General features: G+C 46.9%; 16 protein-coding genes. 9 read left to right on the plus strand and 7 right to left on the minus strand.

Annotation, left to right across the window (positions count from 1 at the left end):
- Position 1: 1 nt before the first annotated feature.
- Positions 2–1,048, plus strand: coding sequence for a glycoside hydrolase family 18 protein (locus MKY85_RS06040; protein WP_342572096.1), 1,047 nt, complete (start codon positions 2–4; stop codon positions 1,046–1,048).
- Positions 1,049–1,209: 161 nt separating this feature from the next.
- On the opposite strand, the gene MKY85_RS06045 is transcribed toward MKY85_RS06040, so the two are convergent.
- Together MKY85_RS06045 and MKY85_RS06050 are read right to left on the minus strand one after the other, a co-directional pair.
- Entirely contained in the window at positions 1,210–3,510 is a 2,301-nt protein-coding gene (locus tag MKY85_RS06045) for a helix-turn-helix domain-containing protein (protein ID WP_342572097.1), read from the minus strand.
- 314 nt (positions 3,511–3,824) lie between these two features.
- A complete protein-coding gene (locus MKY85_RS06050; protein ID WP_342573284.1) occupies positions 3,825–5,339 on the minus strand; it encodes a glycoside hydrolase family 43 protein in 1,515 nt (504 codons plus the stop codon).
- A 173-nt stretch (positions 5,340–5,512) separates the two neighbouring features.
- Between MKY85_RS06050 and MKY85_RS06055 the strand changes: the two genes are divergently transcribed.
- A complete protein-coding gene (locus tag MKY85_RS06055; RefSeq protein WP_339259313.1) occupies positions 5,513–6,376 on the plus strand; it encodes a helix-turn-helix domain-containing protein in 864 nt (287 codons plus the stop codon).
- Between the two features lie 135 nt (positions 6,377–6,511).
- On the opposite strand, the gene MKY85_RS06060 is transcribed toward MKY85_RS06055, so the two are convergent.
- The 4 genes from MKY85_RS06060 to MKY85_RS06075 all read right to left on the minus strand — a co-directional run bounded on the left by MKY85_RS06060 (position 6,512) and on the right by MKY85_RS06075 (position 9,788).
- Positions 6,512–7,081, minus strand: a complete 570-nt coding sequence (locus MKY85_RS06060; RefSeq protein WP_342572098.1) for a YdeI/OmpD-associated family protein — start codon at positions 7,079–7,081, stop codon at positions 6,512–6,514.
- A gap of 11 nt (positions 7,082–7,092) precedes the next feature.
- Complete coding sequence (locus MKY85_RS06065) at positions 7,093–7,602, minus strand: DinB family protein (RefSeq protein WP_342572099.1); 510 nt, start codon at positions 7,600–7,602, stop codon at positions 7,093–7,095.
- A gap of 82 nt (positions 7,603–7,684) precedes the next feature.
- On the minus strand, positions 7,685–8,602 hold the full coding sequence (locus tag MKY85_RS06070) for a YafY family protein (RefSeq protein ID WP_342572100.1): 918 nt from the start codon (positions 8,600–8,602) through the stop codon (positions 7,685–7,687).
- 268 nt (positions 8,603–8,870) lie between these two features.
- The gene (locus MKY85_RS06075) at positions 8,871–9,788 is read right to left on the minus strand and encodes a winged helix-turn-helix transcriptional regulator (protein WP_339240179.1); all 918 of its coding nucleotides are present in this window, start codon (positions 9,786–9,788) and stop codon (positions 8,871–8,873) included.
- A gap of 385 nt (positions 9,789–10,173) precedes the next feature.
- On the opposite strand from MKY85_RS06075, the gene MKY85_RS06080 reads away from it, so the two are divergent.
- The 7 genes from MKY85_RS06080 (at position 10,174) to MKY85_RS06110 (ending at position 18,901) form a co-directional block, all read left to right on the plus strand.
- Positions 10,174–11,094 carry a glycoside hydrolase family 43 protein gene (locus tag MKY85_RS06080; RefSeq protein ID WP_339242941.1) on the plus strand — a complete coding sequence of 307 codons (921 nt, stop codon included), beginning with the start codon at positions 10,174–10,176 and terminating at the stop codon, positions 11,092–11,094.
- A gap of 132 nt (positions 11,095–11,226) precedes the next feature.
- Complete coding sequence (locus MKY85_RS06085; protein ID WP_342572101.1) at positions 11,227–12,570, plus strand: sugar ABC transporter substrate-binding protein; 1,344 nt, start codon at positions 11,227–11,229, stop codon at positions 12,568–12,570.
- 156 nt (positions 12,571–12,726) lie between these two features.
- The gene (locus MKY85_RS06090) at positions 12,727–13,617 is read left to right on the plus strand and encodes a sugar ABC transporter permease (protein ID WP_036611613.1); all 891 of its coding nucleotides are present in this window, start codon (positions 12,727–12,729) and stop codon (positions 13,615–13,617) included.
- A 26-nt stretch (positions 13,618–13,643) separates the two neighbouring features.
- On the plus strand, positions 13,644–14,486 hold the full coding sequence (locus MKY85_RS06095; RefSeq protein WP_036611483.1) for a carbohydrate ABC transporter permease: 843 nt from the start codon (positions 13,644–13,646) through the stop codon (positions 14,484–14,486).
- Positions 14,487–14,542: 56 nt separating this feature from the next.
- Entirely contained in the window at positions 14,543–15,964 is a 1,422-nt protein-coding gene (locus MKY85_RS06100) for an arabinan endo-1,5-alpha-L-arabinosidase (protein ID WP_342573285.1), read from the plus strand.
- Between the two features lie 913 nt (positions 15,965–16,877).
- On the plus strand, positions 16,878–17,858 hold the full coding sequence (locus tag MKY85_RS06105; protein ID WP_339259325.1) for a family 43 glycosylhydrolase: 981 nt from the start codon (positions 16,878–16,880) through the stop codon (positions 17,856–17,858).
- A gap of 197 nt (positions 17,859–18,055) precedes the next feature.
- The gene (locus MKY85_RS06110; RefSeq protein ID WP_339240186.1) at positions 18,056–18,901 is read left to right on the plus strand and encodes an EcsC family protein; all 846 of its coding nucleotides are present in this window, start codon (positions 18,056–18,058) and stop codon (positions 18,899–18,901) included.
- An 866-nt stretch (positions 18,902–19,767) separates the two neighbouring features.
- On the opposite strand, the gene MKY85_RS06115 is transcribed toward MKY85_RS06110, so the two are convergent.
- Positions 19,768–21,042, minus strand: coding sequence for an MFS transporter (locus tag MKY85_RS06115; RefSeq protein WP_342572102.1), 1,275 nt, complete (start codon positions 21,040–21,042; stop codon positions 19,768–19,770).
- Positions 21,043–21,211: the final 169 nt, after the last annotated feature.

A 21,211-nucleotide genomic window follows, 5' to 3' on the forward strand; every position in this document is an offset into this window, starting at 1 on the left:
GGTGACGAATTATATTGCTGCAGGTTATGCCGTGGATTCTGTTCTTCCTGACATGACACACGAGGATCTATTGAAGTTAACACATCTGAACGTAGCCTTCGGACATGTTAAGAATGATATGATCACCACCGAGCATTTAAAAAATGGCCATGTGATCCGGAACATGAAGCGGGATCATCCGAATCTTACGGTACTGTTGTCTGTAGGCGGATGGAGTGCGGGCGGTTTTTCCGAAGCCGCCTCAACCCAGTCAGGAAGGGAAAGCATGGCAGCATCGGCGGTTAGGGTGCTGGAGGAATATCCTTTTGACGGGATCGATCTGGATTGGGAGTATCCTTGTTATGGTGAAGCCGGTATTGCATCCAGCCCTGATGATAAACGGAATTTTACCTTACTTCTCAAGACGATGCGGGAGGCACTGAGTGCCAAGGGAGAAGCGGATGGCCGTCATTATCTGCTCACCATTGCGGCAGGGGCTGATCAATACTACGTTGATGGCACAGAGATGGCCGAGGTGCAGCAGTACCTGGATTACGTGCAGTTGATGACCTATGATATGCGCGGCGGTTTTCAGGTTCTGACCGGACACCATACGAATCTGTACACGCCAACAGGAGATCTGTTTCGAATTAGTACGGATGCTTCCGTGGCCCTGTTTGTTCGCGCTGGTGTCCCGAAGGAGAAGATTGTGATCGGAGCTGCGTTCTATTCCCGGATCTGGAATGAGGTTCCTGATCGAAACCACGGGCTTCATCAAATGGCTGGCAGCACAGGCGGCTACGGCCCATCCTTTGCCGAACTGGAAGCGAAGTACATCAACAAGAATGGTTATACCCGTTATTGGGATGAGGAAGCCTGTGCACCGTTTCTGTTCAATGGGTCCAGTCTCATATCGTATGATGATGAAGAATCGATCCAATGCAAATGTGATTACGTAAAGGATCAAGGTCTGGCCGGCATCATGTTCTGGGAGTACGGCTGTGATCCGACCCACCGTTTGCTGGGTGCACTGCATCAAGGACTTCATTATTTTCCGGCTGGAAAATAGGATAAGTAAGTCTGAGCAGGCGGATCAGATTATGTATATGGACTAAAAACATACGAAGGGGCCGTTCCATAAGTCAAGAGCATGACTTATGGAACGGCCCCTTGTTTGCATTATTTTGGTCTAATGAATCACGCACTGCGTCACAGAGGTGATATCTCCATTTATCCAATACACTCCTCGTCATCATCATCTGGGGAATCGGCAGAGCCGTTGGGACGGTGCATTTTACGGTATTGCCCTGGGGTATAACCTGTTTCTTTCTTGAATTTGCGGATGAAGTTTGGTGTGTCCAGATAACCGACGCGGGTGATGATATCCTTTAACGGATCGGTTGTATGCAGCAGTAGCCGAATGACCTCATCCACCCGTTTTTGCCAGATATATTGGGTGAAATTCATGCCGATCTTTTCTTTGAAAGAACGACTGAAATAGGATGAAGAGATTGTAAATTTTGATGAGATCGTACCCAGACTGAGGTCATAATCCGAGTAATTGGCATCAATATAAGCAACGATTTCATCCATCAGGGAGCTTTCTTCCGTCTCACTCTTCGCCTCGACATGAGCGCAGATTTCAGCGGCAAGGCCTGTCAGCTTCTTCTCCAGATCCTCCAATGAGTCATAGGACGTGATCCTTGGAAGTTGATCAACCACATGATGGATTCCAAGCTCCGAGGCGGTTTTGAGCATAGTATTCAGGATATCAAAGCAGATGCAACGCAGTAGCGGTACAGATGGCATTTCAGTTTTCAAATTGTTCAACGCGGTCGAAACCATCTGAACCGCCACATCATAGCTGCCCTGTTTTAAGCTCTGGACCAGCTTCAATAACACATCCTTAGGGACCCAGAAGGAAGAATTCTGCACAGCGGAACCGGAAAGGTTGTTAAAGTATGTACTGCTTCCCTGTCCGTGCAGCATCGATGCTTCCAGAGCGGTCGATGCCTCGATGTAGGACTGATTCAGTTGTTTCGGATAAGTGTATCGATTGCCTATCCCGATTGCGGGCGCGACCCCGGTGTGTTCTGCTACCATCCATTGCAGTTTTTCAACAATAGGCTCCATACGGGCATTGAGACTAGCTTCATGCCCAATTTCGGCATCGAATCCCACGATAAGGGCCAATTGGTCTGCCTGTGGCAACTCCACACCGTAAGCATATGCAGACAACTCCGGCAGCTCCACATCGTTCATCAGCTGCATGACCGTAGGCTGCTCGGGGTCATCCCCAATACGCAAAGCATGCATCTCCCAGCCCATGGTCATGACAAAATAATGGGATCGGTTGAAGTGTATGCCAAGCTTATCCGTAAATTCAGCAGGGAAATCTCCGGTGTGACCGTGCTTCAACAACATGAGTAAAATATGATTGCGCGCATAGGGCTCTTGAAGATCTACGCGCTGACTATAATCATGCAGTGTTTTCTTGATCCATTCCAGCTCGTTGGTGGTTGCAGAAGTATCAGGAGCATTTTTCAACCGAATGAACTCCATTAAGTCTGAAATGGGATGGTATTGTCTTCGGGCCAACATGATGGCAAGGATCGTGCCCATCGTCACCACAAACGAGAATACAAGGATAATAAAGGTGCGAATATGGACAATTCGGCTGAAAAACTGGTTGCTTGGCATAGCGGTGACATAGGTCCAACCCGCATCCGATTTAACGGATACAACCGAATGGGGTTCTTGATTTAAGGAGATGCTGTGCGTACCGGGTTCAAGTGAAAACAGAGCGCTGACTTCCTGTTCGGATATGATTTCTCCTTTGTAATTGGCTGCCAGTACTTGCCCGTAATTATCGAAAATATAAGTCATCCCGTGATAATCACTCAGGATGGAATCAATTAAGCCTGTCAGATTGGACTCGTGAATCAGGTACATGACGGTTCCGTGGGCGGGCATATTGTTAGGTGCAATCGGTACAAGGTAGGCCAGCATGGAATTGGGGATTCGGGTTCCTTGGACGACCTGCTCGGCTGGTCGTATCGTGGGGAACGGGACGTTATTCAAATCCCGGATCATGTCCGTTTGGTTCCAGGTATTAAATTTGTAGCGGGCCGTGAATACATCCAGATTCTCCGAGCCTTGAGAAGAGTAGATGTTATCATCTCCGCGGAAAAACAGGAATAACTCATCGATAATGGAACTGGTGGCTTTGTATTTGACCAATGCGTTAATGGATTCCCGGCTATAGTAGGGATGGTGGGTCCAATACCGCGTTAACTGCTCATCATAGGCGATGCGAAAGGCGATGTCCTGTAATTCCTTCATGCGATCATCAATGACCGTTTTGGCTTGAGTGAGCTGATTAACATTGGTCTGTTCAATCTCTGAACGGAGCGTGTCCACAGCATTGTGATAAATAATGATGGTTAGGATAACAAGAGGAATAAGGAAGATGGAGATATAGGATAGTGTGTACTTAAGCAGAAGCTTGGACTTGAAGTGATTCCATTTCATATCTGCAACCTCCCGTTTTCTTTCGTGCTGCAGCGATAGCGCTCTCATATGGGCAGTGAAGGTATTGCCAAAATGGGAGCTGCTGGGGTGTTCCTTCTAAAAATACTAGGAGAACTTCTCTAATAAAGCAATGGTTCTTTTATATATTTCAGAGCAATCCTCGAGAAAAATATACAGATAGCAAAATCCCCTCAAAGTTTACTCATTTCCTTATGCTACCACATAAGGCTTTGGTAAGAGTATCTACTTTAAGGGGATAACTTTAGCTGATCATATATTATATTTTCTATTACTGAATATAGGAGTTAAAACGATTATTCATCCAGCGGTTCATAGTCAAACCAATCGAAACTTGCAGGTGTACACTCCTCTGATGGAGCATAAGCGTACATGGCTATCATTACACCTGTGAAACCACTCGCCACTTCGGTAGATAACAGATGTGTTTCTCCTAAACCCACTTCAATGGCATCGGATGAACCCTGCTGATAGAGAAACGTAAAGTGATTACGGTCAGCCTTGATTTGTAATACAACTGGCCCTTTGTCACTATCAAGCACCTGTTCGGTTCGCATAGAGCCGACGGTTCGCCGCAATACGATTTTCTTCTGACCGTCAATCCGAGTTACAGCCAAATCATAATGGTATTTATGATTCATAAATACAGTTAATCCGGCTTCCTCACCGTTCATACGCGGCTCATAATATAGCTCGGTCGCCATATTACATAAGAAATGGCTCAATCGACGCCCAATAAAGGCTGGATTTCTACCCTCATCAAGTGAAACCGAATGACCACGCAAGATGAGCCGTCCTGGATTTTCTGTGAGAGTCCAACTACCCGGAGCCGGGTTACGCAAGAAAATCCAGTTCAAGCCTAATGATGCTTCGTCAAAATCATCCCGGATAGGCTCATCCGACCAAAGGTGCTCAGTTAGCAAAGGCCCCGTCATCTCCTGCTCGATATGTCCGTCAACACCGATCATCGGCCAACCGTTATCCGTCCACGTGACGGGTGCCAGGAACGTTTCGCGTCCCAGATGGTGCCGCATGGGGTAACCCGCTGGACGAATGCCAAGAAATACAGCCCACCAGCTTCCATCCTGGATCTGGACAAGGTCTGCATGACCGGTTGCGTGGATGCTGGATTTCATGCTCCGATTGGAGAGAATCGGATTACGAGGACATGGATCATATGGTCCGTATGGCCCTGTGCTTCGAGCAATGGTCTCCATATGGCCATACTCGGTTCCGCCTTCAGCGATCATCAGATAGTAGAGGCCGTTTATTTTATACATGTGGGGAGCTTCGGGGGCTGCTCCTCCGGTTCCGGTCCAGATTAGTCGGCTATCTGACAGTCTCGTTCCGGTCTTAAGGTCTATTTCGCACTGATAGATGCCCTCGCCTTCATCACCGTTGCAAGCAGTTTGAAAATACACTCGTCCATCTTCATCGAAGAGAAAAGAGGGATCGATGCCCCCCTGATCAACAAAAATCGGAGCAGACCATGGTCCTTCGGGTTGGGTACTACGTACATAAAAATTTCCGCCGCCGCTGACATTGGTTGTTGTCATATAGAACCAGCCATCATGGTACCGCAGTGTTGGGGCAAAAATGCCGCCAGAGCTGCCTGCGTTTGCTAAAGGGAGCTGCTCCGTTGTTGTGAGGACATGGCCGATCTGTCGCCAGTTCACAAGGTCTTTGCTATGGAAGATGGGCACGCCAGGGAAATATTCAAAGGTGCTGGTTACCAGATAATAGTCTTCATCTACACGGCAGATACTTGGATCCGGATAAAACCCCGGAATTACAGGATTGGTATATTTCATCATGTTATGCTCCTATTCATGTCGAAAGTGTAATATGGACCTGGGCGTTTGAGCTGTATCCTTGCTACAAGGGGAATTATATCGTCTTCAATCATTTCCAACCTTGATTTTTCGGTCCTCGAATAGCATGATATAGACATTCAACCCAACATGGCTTGCGGAGGGGAATGCTTTTGAGTAATGCATATTTGAGATGGTTTACTTCGGATCAGCAGTTTCCATTTTTCATTCAGTATGGTGGACACGACCAAGACATGGAGCTTCATAATCATGTGGATTTTACGGAACTTGTCATTGTTCTGAGTGGTCATGCAACCCATGTGGTGAACACCGAGGAGTTTTTTATCAAAAAGGGGAACGTATTTGTAATTAATGGCGACACCCATCACGCTTATAAAGACCCTTATGATTTTAGGATCTGTAATATTATGTTCAGTCCCGAGATGCTTGCTTCGGCCGGGCCCGATCTGAGAAAATCAAACGGCTTCCAGGCGCTATTTGTTTTGGAACCGTTTTATCGTAATATTCATTCATTTCCGAGTAAACTTTCGTTATCCATTTCCAGTCTGGAGTATGTGGAATCACTGATATCGTTCATGATTGAGGAGTATCAGAGTAAACAGCAAGGGTATCAGACCATGTTGATCTCACGTCTTACGGAGATGGTTGTTTATTTGTCGAGACAATATGATACGCAGGAGAAAGGGATCGAAGGTAATAATCTCATGCATCTGGCCAATGCCATTTCATTTATTGAAGATCATTATCTTGAGCCGCTGTCGTTGGAGGATATTGCGGGGAAGTCGAATATCTCCATAAGGCATCTGAATCGGATTTTCCGATCCTATTATCAGATGACCCCGATCTCTTATCTGCAGAAGTTACGTCTGGAGAAGGCATGCCATTTGTTGAAAAACGGGAATATGTCCATTACGGAAATTTCGTATGAATGTGGATTTAACGACAGTAATTATTTCACCCGCCAGTTCAAGAAGACCTTTGGTAAGTCTCCCAAAACATACAGGCAGAATCATTAACACCCGAATGAATATGATGTGTGAGCGGGGAGAGGTGAACAGAGAGTCTGGGCCGAGATTCGCCAACGTATAAATGCAAAAAAACAAGCAGGACCATCCTACGAGGAGGTCCTGCTTTCGTATTTTCAAGGCATCTTAATAGTCCAATAGCCGTCCATTGTCATGCCATTGACCGTACATTTTATTTTCCTTCGTGTTGGTTATGAATTTATCCAATCTGCTCTGGAATAAGGCGGGCTGCTGTTTAACACTTTGAATCGTATCGATTCGAACGTTTCGATACAGGGCAGGGAATGCCGCGAAATTCGCATAAACCTGCGGGTTCTCTTTCAACCTTTGTTCGATCACACCATCCATAATGAAAGCATTTGGGTCCATAACAGGTAGTACCTGTCTACCCTCGTCATGCATGAGGCCTAACTTTTCAAGACGGCGGACACGTTCCTTGTTCAATTCAGTCCATGAGCTGCGTTTGCTTCTAGGCGACAATCTCTGTGCTAATTGAGTATCGGATAGTTTCTTTTTGACTCCATCGATCCAGCCAAAGCACAACGCTTCCTCAACCACGTCCAAATACAGCAGAGTATCCGGAGTGGGTTTCAAGCTAACCATGACCCAGCAAGATTTCTGGACTTTTCCATGCTCCTGCAACCAACTTCTCAATTCTTCCCTCGATGTCACGGGGATACAATGTACATTTTCCATCGCATCGTTGTCTATACTTGAGCCGGTTCTTGATACCAGAAGAGAGAATAGTCGTTCATGACGGAAGCATGCCCCAATTGACGGAGCATGGTAGACACATTACCTCGGTGGTAGGTCCCGTGATTTACCAGATGAAATACCATTTCCGATAAGCGGGTTTCGCGGACGCCGGCAAATGGATTATCGAGCAGTACGGTGTGTTCCAGATTGGTTTGGCCTTGGAGCCATTCGCTATATTGTGCCGACAGATCGGCAAACATTTGCATGTACTCATCTATTGAACCATGAATTTCACCATTGAGAGGCATGCATGCCTGGAGTGCCTCGGGCATACCGGTGCCCGTTAACACCAGATACCACATCTTATCCACTGCATAGATATGGCTGAGAGCATGGGCGATGGTTGGAAATGAACTGTTCACTTCCTGACTTAGTACAGAAGAGGGGAGTTCTTTAATTCTGTTCAGGATGGTTTGATTAGCCCATGCGTTGTAGTTATACATTTGTTCCGGATGATTCATGAATGATCGTCTCCTTTAATTTGGCGAGGAATGTGGTTACTTACTAAAATGATTATAAAAAAAGAAGTATGACAACAGCGTGTCATACTTCTTCATAGAGTTTAAGTGCGTCTCGAAGCTGTTCTTTCAGAATACCTCGTAATTCAATCGGTTCAAGCACCTCAGCGCCACTTCCCAAACTAAGCAGAAACGACCATAACCACTTGGCTTGTAACGGTTGATGAACCGAGATGCGCATCGTCATACTGCCATCCTCGTGAAATTGCTTATCTGCCTGTTGAAAATGATCCATGGCTTCTGCTAGCGCTTCCGGGTTCACCCGAAATACCACATCACTTACTTGATCTTGCCAGGATGGATCGGACACAACCTCCGCCTGAGGAAGTTCAAGATGTGGTTGAAAGTGTTCCGATGTCAGGGCCACATTCATCATCCGGGACAGTCGGAACTCGCGATAATCCTGCCGTGTCTGGCAAAATCCATATACATACCAATTACGGTATTTGAACTGGAGTCTTACCGGCTCCAGATGGCGAGGGGTGTGTTCATTTTTCGTATTGATGTAGTCAAAACGTACAACCTGATGCTTCGTAATCCCTGTACGCAGATGAGGAAGGGCATCAGGCTCCGTTCGGCGAGTCTCCAGATCCACAGATAGACTTGAGGTCTGATGCTCCGGTCCAATCGTTTGCAGACGTTCAATTGTGCCCTGTGCACGTGCATCCTCAAAGACCGTGGAGAGACTGCTAAAAACCGTAATCAGAGAATCCACATCATATGAACCAAGCAAGCTTTTATCCATTTTATATCCGTCCATCATGCCGTAGCCGCCCTTGAGTCCCTGATGGGAAATGACGGGGAAGCCGGCTGCACAGATTACATCAATATCCCGATAGATCGTTCTCGGGGACACCTGAAACTCTTCTGCCAAGGTGGAAGCAGACAACACTTCGTGGTTCAGCAGTTTGTATATGATTGAGATTAATCGCTCCAATTTCAAGAAATATCCCCGCCCGTTATTCCATTTTGTCATTACAGGCCTATATTATATCACGACATGATGAACACAATGGATGAATACAAAGGGTTCGTAAAAGTCATATCATCCAGTGGGTTTATTCCAGTTCGGTTGAATAAGTTCTTAGCCGAGATGAAAAAAAGAGTGCTGGATAGCACCCTTTTCGAAGACAGATTGTTGTTGTTGTATGGAACAGTTATTTTAGAAGTTTGGTTGAGCTATTATTCCAACGTTTAGAGTAGAGTGGGCTCTACTCTTCCTGCACGTTATAGAGAACCCGAGCGAGCAGATTCTGTCCGTAGTTACCAAAGTTTTTACCAAAGATCGTTAAGCCCCGTTTGTTCAAAGGTCCGTCCGTAACCGCAATGCGGAAGTGAATATCGCTCTTGTAATCCAACCCAATCTGGTCCAGCGTTACGTCCGAGATGCGGCATCCGTCGATATAGCTGCCCTCTTGCGTAATCCGGATCAGCTTCAGCATGCCGTACTGATTCAAGTGGGGAGGCCACCATTCCGGGTTAAAGGTACCGCGTGTATTGCCGAAATCGCCTGGACTCGTCCAGCAGCCAATCTCAATACCATTGATGTAGAAATAGATATCCGAAGGGTAATTGTCGCAAAAACCAGGTGCCTCCGACCCCAGCTCCATGGATAGCTGAATTTCGCTAAACAACTGATTGGGCTTGAGGTAGTTAGGGATACGATACTCCAAGTAACCTTCAGCCAGCCAGATCATCTCCGCATCAATCCGCAGTGGATCAGCAAAGTAACGCGGATCATCGAACTCTCCAACAATGCTGTCCCGGGTAGCAAGGCCGCATGTAGGTGCAGCTTGATAATCGCTGTAGTGGCCTACCTGAATTTCAACCTCGTATCGATTATTTATTTCCTGTGAACGCAGATCAACCATCAATTTTTCCTCATTGAGATAACATATCTTCTGAATGCCATGTTTGCCCACGGCGGTATTGATCTCGATCAATCCGCTCTCCTCAAGCTTTTTGATATGCATTGTGATAGCGCCATTGCTCAGCCCCAGTTTGGTTGCGAGATCATTGAGATTAAGACTTTGGTTCTTGGCCAGTAGCTCGATGATCTGAATCCGGATTTCTGAACTGAGCGCTTTGAAGATATTCACACCCGACATCAGATCTTTAATATAAATCATAGGTGGATTCCTTTCCCCGTTCTGAACAAAGTCTCTTTTCAATGCAGACATTTGCACATTTATATGTTTTATTTCAGATAATTATAAATCATTCCCTCATGGAAGGGAAGGGCAGAGAAATAGAAGCCAAAACCCTTCTGTATAGCGCAAATATGAAAATGTAATCCACTTTTTGTTCACTATTACGGTTAAAATAAGTGTTAATCAGTTCATGTATATTTGAAATATACCATTGAAATGTAATGTAACCGCTTTTATAATCCTATTATACCTAAATTGATTCAATACATCATGAACCAAATTAACCATTTGAAAGGTGGAGTTAGGTTTGGATAAGTTGAAGACGGTACAAAAGTTCAAAAGGAATCGTTGGGCATTACCCGCATTGCTTGTCTTAGTGTTGCTGCTTGCAGGTCAATCACGGGCTTTTGCAGCATTTTGGAATCTGACCGGAGATATCGCTGTTCATGATCCATCGATTATCAAAGAGGGCAGCTCCTGGTACACCTTCTCAACGGGGCCAGGCATTCAGGTATTGAAATCGGATAATGGATCGTCCTGGTATCGGGTTCCGCAAATCTTCCTGAGTAAGCCATCCTGGTGGGCTTCTGCGGTTCCGGGGCAGAGTGGATTGGATGTATGGGCACCGGACGTAGAGCAGTATAACGGAAAAGTGTGGCTCTATTATTCAATCTCCACCTTTGGTTCTAATCGGTCTGCGATTGGTCTCGCGTCCGCGAACAGTATCGGTGCAGGGCAATGGAAGGACGAAGGGATGGTGCTTCAGACAACGACCGCCAATAATTATAATGCGATTGATCCGAATCTGGTCATTGATGCTTCAGGCAATCCATGGCTGGCATTCGGTTCTTTCTGGAGCGGTTTGAAGATTGTCAAGCTGGACAAAAATACGATGAAACCGACAGGCAGCATAACATCCATTGCTGCGCGCCCGAATAACGGAGGTGCTATTGAAGGACCAAGTGTTGTATACCGTGGCGGCTATTATTACCTGTTTGCCTCCATCGATTCTTGCTGCCAAGGAGTGAACAGTACCTACAAAATGGTCTATGGACGTTCGACCAGCATAACAGGCCCTTATGTGGACAAAAACGGAGTCAATATGTTGAATGGTGGCGGTACGATATTGGATACAGGCAATGTGAAATGGAAAGGTCCAGGTGGTCAGGACGTGTACAACGGTAATGTCATCGCAAGACATGCCTATGATGCAGAGGATAATGGCAATCCGAAATTGCTGATTAATGACTTGCTTTGGGATGCCAGTGGCTGGCCTATGTATTGATTTATTTTATATAAATATAAAATGTTTTATAAAAGTGTTGACTAAAGTGATCTGGATTTGATAAATTTAACAACAGAAATCTTATTTCATCCAATTGAATACGGTTACAAGTCCAGATCAGGAGGGGTTCAGATGGTAAAGAAAAAGAATTGGGTCACATTTATGCTTCTAATGCTAGTAAGTGCACTGGTACTTGCGGGCTGCGGAGGAGGAAGTAGCGCTTCAAATGGGGACAAGGAGTTAACGTTTATGTTCCGCGGTGGTACGGACGAGCAGAAAGCATACCAGGCGGTGGTCAAGAAATTCGAAGAAGATCATCCGGGTGTGAAAGTCAAAATCATTGTAACGGCTGCGGATCAATATGCAACCAAGCTGAGAGCGGCAATTACAGGCAACAGCTTGCCTGATGTATTCTACATCAATCCGGGCGATGTGAAAGCGTATGTGAACAGTAATGTACTGATGAATCTTACACCGTATGTTGAAAATAACCCGGATGTTGATCTGGATAATATCTGGAAATACGGTGTGGACTTGTACCGTTATGATGGCCAAATGTCAGGACAAGGCGACATCTACGGTATGCCGAAGGATCTGGGGCCATTTGCACTGGGATACAACAAAACTTTGTTTGAAAAAGAAGGCATTCCCTTCCCTGACAAGGATAAACCATATACATGGGAAGAGTTCATTAAAGTAAACCAGCAAGCGACCAAGGATACTAATGGGGACGGAAAACCCGATGTGTATGGTACTGGCTTCAACGTACAGTGGGCACTGCAATCCTTTGTATGGAGCAATGGCGGCGATTGGTTGGATGAGACTAAAACAAAAGTAACGATTGATGATCCGAAATTCGCGGAAGCGCTGCAATTCTTCGCGGATATGCAAAACAAATACAAAATCACACCTTCCATTGAGGAAGCGCAAACATTGGATACGTACCAACGCTGGATGAAAGGTGAGATGGCTTTCTTCCCTGTTGGACCATGGGATATGAGTACATTTGAGAAACTGCCTTTCGATTATGATTTGCTGCCATTCCCTGCGGGATCTACTGGCAAATCGGCAACGTGGATTGGATCTCTCGGAATCGGGGTATCCGCGAAAACGAAACATCCGGAAGAAGCTGCTGCATTGGTGAACTACCTTACGGCTTCGAAGGAAGGCATGCAGCAACTGGTGGATGCCAAGGTACAGATTCCAAACTTGCTTGATATGGCAGACGAGTGGGCCAAAGATACATCCACGAAACCAGCCAATAAACAGGAATTCATTGATATCGTTGAGGATTACGGTCGGGCTCTGCCAGGCAATTACACATACAATGCGGAGTGGTATGATCTGTTCTTCACGGACATCCAGCCGGTATTGGATGGCAAGATTACAGCCGCAGACTATGTGAAGCAGCAACAGCCGAAAATGCAGAAGCTGCTCGATAAAGCAGTTGAACAAGAAAAGAAATCACAGAAATAGTAGATAGGTAGAGCGATGCCGGCAGAGTGCAATCATGCTGCTGGCATCATTCGTGTTGGAATTTGTGGAGTTCCATACGGGCATGTGGCATTCGTTGATCGGCAAGGTTCAATCGAAGAATGCCACATGCTGATACTAGAAACAGGGGTGAACGCCGTGATTACGAAATCGAGTTTGTATCGCAAAGAGATGCTGTACGGATATCTGTTTATTTTACCTCCGATTCTTGGATTGCTGATCTTTGTCATGTTCCCGTTCCTCTACTCCCTATATGGTTCCTTTACGGATTGGGACGGACTGGGACAGATGAATTTTATTGGTCTGGCCAACTTCAAGGATTTGCTCACGGATGACCTCTTTTACAAAGCGATGTTTAACACATTTTTCCTGATGCTTGGTATCCCGATTGGTCTGTTGTTGGCGCTATTGCTGGCAATGGGGCTGAATCGTAAAATCCCGGGCACAACGACATTCCGAGTGATCTACTACATTCCGGTTATTTCCTCACTCGCTGCCGTGTCCATCATGTGGAACTGGGCGTACAACGGAGATTACGGTCTGGTGAACCAGTTCCTTGACCTGTTTGGGATTAAAGGCCCTAACTGGCTCGCGAACAAAGATACGGTCAAACCCGCTCTGATTATTATGACGGTGTGGAAAGGCTTGGGATACACGATGTTATTGTACCTGGCAGCACTGCAAAGTGTATCACGTACATATTACGAGGCGGCAGAGCTGGATGGAGCGAATGGATTCCAAATCTTCCGCAATATCACCTGGCCGATGGTGAAGCCGGTTACCTTTTTCCTGATCGTTACGAATATCATTGGCGGTTCCCAGATATTCACCGAGATGAACATTATGACACCTACGGGTGGTCCTGAATATTCTTCGGCATCAATCGTTTTCTACATCTGGCAGAAGGCCTTCAGTAACTTGCAGATGGGTTATGCCTCAGCGATGGCCATGATTCTGGGTATTTTCATTTTTGTCATTACCCTTGTGCAATTCAAAATGAACGAAAAATCAGCCTATGATGGGGATTGATTGTCAAGGAAAGGAGTGAACCGGAGATGTCTTACAGTCAAAAGAGGAAGTTAACGAATTCGATCATTTTTATCGTACTCGCGATTGGTGCAATTGCGATGATTGCACCACTGATCTGGATGTTGTCCACGTCATTGAAGGAGAAGCAGGATGTGTTCGCGCTTCCGCCTGTATGGATACCTGAAGTATTCCAGTTTGGAAAGTATAAAGAAATCTGGGAAGCAGGGCCGCTGCTCAGCGGGATCAAAAACAGCCTCATCGTTGCGGTGAGTGTAACGGTGGTGGGTACGTTTACGTCCAGTATCGCTGCCTTTGCTTTTGCCAAATTAAGATTCCCGCACAAAAATAAATTGTTCCTCGCATTGCTGGCATCCATGATGATTCCTTATCCGACCGTCATGATCCCGCAATTCATCATGTTTGCGAAGCTGGGCTGGGTGGATACGCTGCTTCCACTGATCGTTCCAGGCCTTTTCGGTAACGTCATCATGATTTTCTTCCTGCGCCAATATCTACTTAGTGTGCCTGATGCGATTATTGAGGCAGCCAAAATCGATGGAAGCTCCTATTTCCGGCTGTACTCCAGCATTACGTTTCCACTGATCAAACCGGCGATCGCTGCACAGTTGATTCTCTGGTTCATGGGCATCTGGAATGATTATCTGGCACCAATTATCTATCTGAACTCACCGGAGAAGCAGACGTTACAGCTCGTTATAGCGAATTTCAATGCCACGTATGCGATTCAAACCGATTACCCACTTATTATGGCGGCGTCCATCGTAGCTCTGTTACCAGTGTTGATCATCTTCCTGATCTTCCAAAAACAGATTATTGAATCGGTTGCCATCTCGGGAGTGAAGGGATGAATCAGCGGAAGAACTTCCGAGGGTGGACATTTTCGAAGAGAGGGGTTGTTGCTTCCATGTTGCTGTTGTTGATTACTGGGGCTACGGGATGTGCTGGAGAAGGGGCTGGAGAAACGGTGTCCCGTCCGGTCTTTCCTGAAGCTCCTCAAGATACCCAACTGTATGATACCTCCATATTGGATGACGAGTCCCGTTGGACAGTAAACAATGCACATGATCCGGCCATTATCAAAACAGACCAGGGTTACTACGTCTATTCCACAGACGTTCGTGTAGCGGGAGAACCGAAACCCGGCGTCATGGTACGCAAATCGGATGATCTGATCCACTGGACATGGGTAGGCCAGGCTCTGCCAGGCATTCCGCAAGAAGCGCTGGATTGGACAGGTGCAGTGAACCTGTGGGCGCCGGATGTGATTCAGGCTGGTGACACCTATCGGATGTACTATTCGGCATCCAGTTTCGGTAGTACCCAGTCGGCCATTGGTTTGCAGACAGCTAAGTCCCCGGAAGGCCCATGGACAGATGAAGGGCTGGTTGTGAAAACCCTTGCGAATGAAGAGGATAAACTGAATGCCATTGATGCCAATCCCATTGTGGATGCCGAGGGCAATTCGTGGATGGTATATGGTTCGTTTTTTGATGGCATCTATATTGCCCCACTCGATCCGGATACCGGAAAGTTCAAGGACGAGGGTTATGGTACCCGCATTGCTGCACGGGATCGTGCAACCGAAGAGGGTGCAGTCGAAGGTCCATACATCGTGTATAACCCGGAGTTCAAAAAGTACTATTTGTTCGTCTCCTATGATTCCTTATTCGAGGACTATAACGTGCGGGTTGCGCGTGCCGATTCAATCACAGGACCGTACACGGACATGAATGGCATGAACATGCTGGATACAGAACATCTGCCTCAATATGAGATCGGCACCAAAATTCTGGGGGGTTATCGCTTCACAGAAGGTGAGGGCTGGGTAGCGCCCGGACATAACTCTGTTCTCAAGGACGGAGACGATTATTATATTGTGCATCATGCACGGGGCGAGACGGATAAAAACTGGCCCTATCTGCATGTACGCAAAATGGTATGGACGAAGGACGGCTGGCCTGTGGTTTCACCTGAACGGTACGCCGGTGAGACTGCCCAGGATATTCCGAAATCCATGATTGCCGGGGAGTGGGAAGGCATGGCGCTTGATCCGTCCGTGGACGGGCAGATTCAGGCAGTGCCTTATACCCTAACAAGTAACGGTAAAATTAAAAGCGAAAATGGTTCTGGAACCTGGACATTTGATGGCCAACAAACATTGACACTGACGTGGAAAGAAAGTCCATGGGGCGGAGCTTCCATAGAAGAGCTGAAGCTACTCCCGTCCTGGGACTGGGAGAGAAGCCAGCCTACGCTGGTGCTAACAGGCCTCGATGATCGCGGCGTAGCGGTCTGGGGCAAGCAGATTAGCGCAGCGGAGGAGTAAGGCAGGAAGCAGCGCGTAACCCGCGAGCTCTACGCCGAGGATGCACAAGCAGTGAGGGGGAGGAAGGATCCGCAGGAGCGAGTTTGGTATCCGATTTCAACCGCTAGGAGCGGTGGGAAAAGAAATCGGAGGACAAGAGAGCACCAAGGCCCTACCACCCCTGAACGTCCGCAGTGTATGCCAAAGCTTTCCTCTTAAGGTGCGTTAACGCACAAGACATTGCTGCTAATAAACATTCAAGATGCATTTATACTGGCCAATGTCTGAGGCCGATCAAGTACTTAAATATGGGGAGAGTTGACCAAGCGAAGCGGTCAACCCCATTAGACCGAGCCAATATAAGGCTCGAAGTGAGGTTGTAACCCAGCGAGGGCGGTAAGAGCGAGCTACTGAACCAAAGGTGCACAAGCAGTGAGGGGGAGGAAGGATCCGCAGGAGCGAGTTTGGCATCCGATTTCAACCGCCAGGAGCGGTGGAAAAAGAAATCGGAGGACAAGAGAGCACCAAGGCCCTCCCACCCCTGAACGTCCGCTATGCACCAAAGCTGGCCTATAGCTCTGCGGCCAGCTCTGAATACATGGGGAGAGTTGACCCAGCGAAGCGGTCAACCCCATTATACCGAGCCAATATAAGGCTCGAAGTGAGGTTGTGTAACCCGCGAGCGCGAAAAGAGCGAGCTGCTGAACCAAAGGTGCACAAGCAGTGAGGGGGAGGAAGGAGCCGCAGGAGCGAGTTTGGCATCCGATTTCAACCGCTAGGAGCGGTGGGAAAAGAAATCGGAGGACAAGAGAGCACCAAGGCCCTACCACCCCTGAACGTCCGCTGTGCACCATGTCTTGCCTGTTCTTTTCACGTATGCGTTACATCCTCAACTCCGAGCTATCACACACACATTTGAAAGGGGAGCATTCCCATGACAGATTCCATTACCTTTACTAATCCCATTCTGGAGCAGCGTGCTGATCCGTGGGTGTACCGTCATACAGACGGCTACTATTATTTTTCCGCTTCCGTACCAGCCTTTGACCGGATCGAAATCCGGCGAGCAGAGACGTTGGAAGAGTTAAGAGATGCGGAGCCGGTAACGGCTTGGACCAAGCGTGACACGGGGCCGATGAGTGCCAACATCTGGGCACCGGAGATTCATTTTATCGATGGCAAATGGTACATACATTACGCTGCGGCTCATACCAGTGAGACCAACGAAGGTCTGTTTGATCACAGGATGTATGTGCTGGAGAACGATTCTACGAATCCACTCGAAGGGGAGTGGGTAGAAAAGGGACAGATCTATACACGCTGGGAATCATTTGCGCTGGATGCAACGACCTTTGAACATAAGGGAATCCGCTATCTGGTCTGGGCACAGAAAGATCCCGATATCGTGGGTAACTCGAACCTGTACATTGCCGAAATGGAAAACCCATGGACGCTACGCGGCGAACAGGTCATGATCTCTACGCCGGAGTATGATTGGGAAATCATCGGCTTTAAAGTGAATGAAGGCCCTGCGGTGATGCATCGCAATGGACGGTTATTTATTGGATACTCGGCGAGCGCGACCGACTACAATTATTGTATGGGTTTGCTCACCGCAGATGAAGATGCCAACCTGCTTGATCCGGCGAGTTGGGTGAAGTCACCCAAGCCGGTGTTTCAAACCTGTGAAGCGAACGGACAGTACGGTCCAGGTCATAACAGCTTTACTGTATCACCAGATGGCAAGACGGATATCTTGATCTATCATGCGCGTAATTACAAAGATATCGAGGGCGATCCATTGTATGATCCAAACCGTCACGCCCGTGCTCAAGTGATTCGCTGGCGTGAAGATGGCACACCTGATTTTGGTGTTCCGGTACCGGATGGAAAAGCAGTAGCAGAAACGAAATAAGATATAGTATGTCTTTTTAATACGAGAGCCCTTGGTTAGCGAGTGATGCTGATTTAAGGGCTCTTTTGTATGGAAACGATAGGAAAGAGCGGTATGGGTGTCAATGTGTTGGATATAAAACAAAGCAACCACAACGATGATTTCTGCGTATGAGAAAGATACAGATTACGATGCACAATCTATTAGGAGGATTATATATGGATTCACGCGAAACCTTGGACCAGGAACTGGAACAGATTTTGAAATGGGAAAAACAACAGAAGGACTTGTTTATATGGGATAAAATTGGGCGTTTGCCCTTTGCGATGTTGGATAAAGTGATGCCTAAAGCGTTAAAACAGAAAATTGGAGATTCCCTGAACGACGTTGGGCAGTATGTCCAGCATGGGGGAAAGTTCCTCGTACAGAAGAAAAAAGTAGCTAAGCTGCTGCAAGAGGAAGCCGAGAAGTCCGGTTATTCCATGATAGATACGACCTATCGTTTGGAGCAGGAAGCTGAAACCGAGGGCACAACGAAGATTCATAGTGTGGAAAAGTTGCCGCTTCAAGTGTTGGACCAGGTGGCTGATAACATTACCGAGAGTCGAACCAAATTTGCTGCGGCACAGGGTGCAGCTACAGGTTTTGGTGGCATTGTAACTATTGCAGCAGATATTCCGATGGTGATGGGACTTTCCCTGAAGGTGCTTCAGGAGATGGCGCTATGTTACGGCTATGATCCAGATGAACCGCTGGAGCGCATCTTTATTGTGAAATGTCTGCAATTCTCATCCGCTGATATCGTAGGCAAGAAAGCGATCATTGAAGAACTCGCCGCATACGACGACCCGGACAAGCCGATTGAAGTGGTATCGCAGATGCAGGGCTGGCGAGAAGTTTTTAATTCCTATAGTGAATCCTTTGGCTGGAAGAAGCTGTTCCAGCTCATTCCAATTGCCGGCATGGTGTTTGGATCAGTGAGCAACAAAAATACGATCCGGGATGTAGCGGAGGCAGGCAAAATGCTGTACAAAAAACGTCTGATCCTTCAGCGTTTGAAGTAATATTAGAGAAAACGTACTAAACGTAATATTACAGAAGAATACTATATAGGTTCGATTTAACATTTACACAATAACGGAGAGGACAGAAAGAACCTGAAGAAGCGAAGCTTGCGCCTGTATTCCCGGATTTCCCCCTTTAGAAGAGGGATCAAAAAATCTGGGAATAACAGCGATCGGAAGGTTGTTCTGTCATCGGAGTGTCCGTGTAAATATTCTTTATATGAAGCTATATAGCGTGTCTGACAACTCCAAAGAAGCTGATTTTCCACATTTTCGTTCCATGAAGGAAGTTTTCCAAAGGCGTGCTAGGGCACATAAATGGAAAATGACGCAGCATATCATCCGATAAAAAATACGGTGATGGTATTTCTTGAGTTTGAAGATGTGAAGGAACTGCATACAGCCCGGGTTAACAGCGTTGTGATGTGAGACATGAGTGATATGGTTGAGGATCATTACGAGAAAATCTAAATATAACAAAAAGGGTTCCTGCCGAACTGTAAATACAGAGTTGGCGGAACCCCTTTTGTTGTTATGGTTTAAATCGTTAATTTAGACTTCAAATGTAGTGACTAAAGTGAAATCTAACGAACTCAGCTGACGTTATTTGGCGATATTTCACTAATCCTGATTTCTAGAGAATCTCAGACACGTTATTTACTCATTGCACACGCACATCCCAAAGTTTTCAGCCGTTTTCTCGGGAATAGCGTTGCTCAGATTCTTTAGATTACGAAAACGGCAGTATTCGTTCAAATAAGAACTGTCAGGTTCGTTATCGCAGCATAACATCGTATATGGCGATGCTGCCACTCAAGGATTGGATCTAACATAGAATAAAAAGTGGACACCTGTTGATGTATTGCTTACTCTTCGCTACCGTTTTCTTTGGCCCAGATATTCAGCAATTTATCGGATGGAAGCAGGAATGTGAAGATCCCTAGCAGGGGCAGGAAGCTGCACATTTGCATCACGGGTGATACACCGAAAACATCAATCCAGTTCCCTAGCACGAGTGCACCCAGCCCCCCCATACCAAATGCCAGACCTGTGATCAGACCGGAAACCGTTCCGATTTTGCCTGGAATCAGCATTTGTGCATATACCACCGTAACCGAGAAGCTGGATAACATGATAAAACCAATAATGGTTAAGAGTACACCTGTCCAGAACAGATTCGCATAAGGTAACAACAGAGCAAGTGGAGCAGCTCCGGCCATGGACAGGAAGATCAGATTACGTTTGCCGAACCGATCCGCAAGAGGTCCTCCGAAGAACGTACCGAGTGCTCCTGCAGCCAGGAACAGGAAGATATAGATCTGTGCGTCCTCTGTGGACAATCCAAAGGTATCTTTCAGATTAAACGCGTAGAAGCTGCCAATGGAAGCGATATACCAGGAACGAACAAAGACGAGCAAGATCAATAGCGTAATGGCGGCAGTGATCTTTTTGCACAATGCTGGATTGGGTGCACGCCGGGCAGCAGCTTGTCTACGCAGATATCCACCCGATTGCAGCATGCGTCCATACCAACGGGCGATGTAGATCTGAACGGCGATTCCCATGGCGGCAATGCCTGTAAATCCAATAGCACCGAACAGTCCAAACGGGATAAAGATCCAGCGTGTAAGCAATGGGGCAAGAGACTGCCCCGCGTTACCGCCCACTTGGAAGATGGACTGTGCCAGTCCACGGCGCTGACCGGCAGCCATATGGGATACCCGCGAACCTTCCGGGTGGAAAGCGGCAGAACCCAGACCGACAAAGATAACGGATATCAGGACAGCCATATAACTGTCAGCAAAGGCCAACAGCAACATGCCCGTAAATGTAAAACCCATACCGATGGGTAGAATGGACGGCGTTGGTTTTTTATCAGCAAACCAGCCTACGACAGGCTGCATAATGGATGCGGTAAAGTTGATCGCAAAAGAAATCCATCCGATCTGAGTATACGTGAGATGCATCGAGTCTTTCAGAATCGGGAAAATAGCTGGAATGACCGACTGGATCGAATCATTGAACAGATGAACCAGACTGATCGCAATAAGTATCCGGTAAACGGTGCTTTGTGCATCCAATCCGGGTGGGGCTTTCGAACGCGCTGCGGCGTCCTTGGATAATGAGGTTTGTGTAGACATGTACAATTCTCCTTTGGTCGCGGTCACGAGGGATCAGCGCCTGATGTTGTATTCTATGCGTGTAAGCATATTGTTACATAATAGGATAGATTGATTGGACCGACAAGGGGAACAAGAGAAAACGTACATTTACAAAAGAAATGTGTTACTTTAGACTTCATAATAATAA

This window comes from Paenibacillus sp. FSL R5-0749 (genome assembly GCF_038595085.1).
Lineage (GTDB): Bacteria > Bacillota > Bacilli > Paenibacillales > Paenibacillaceae > Paenibacillus.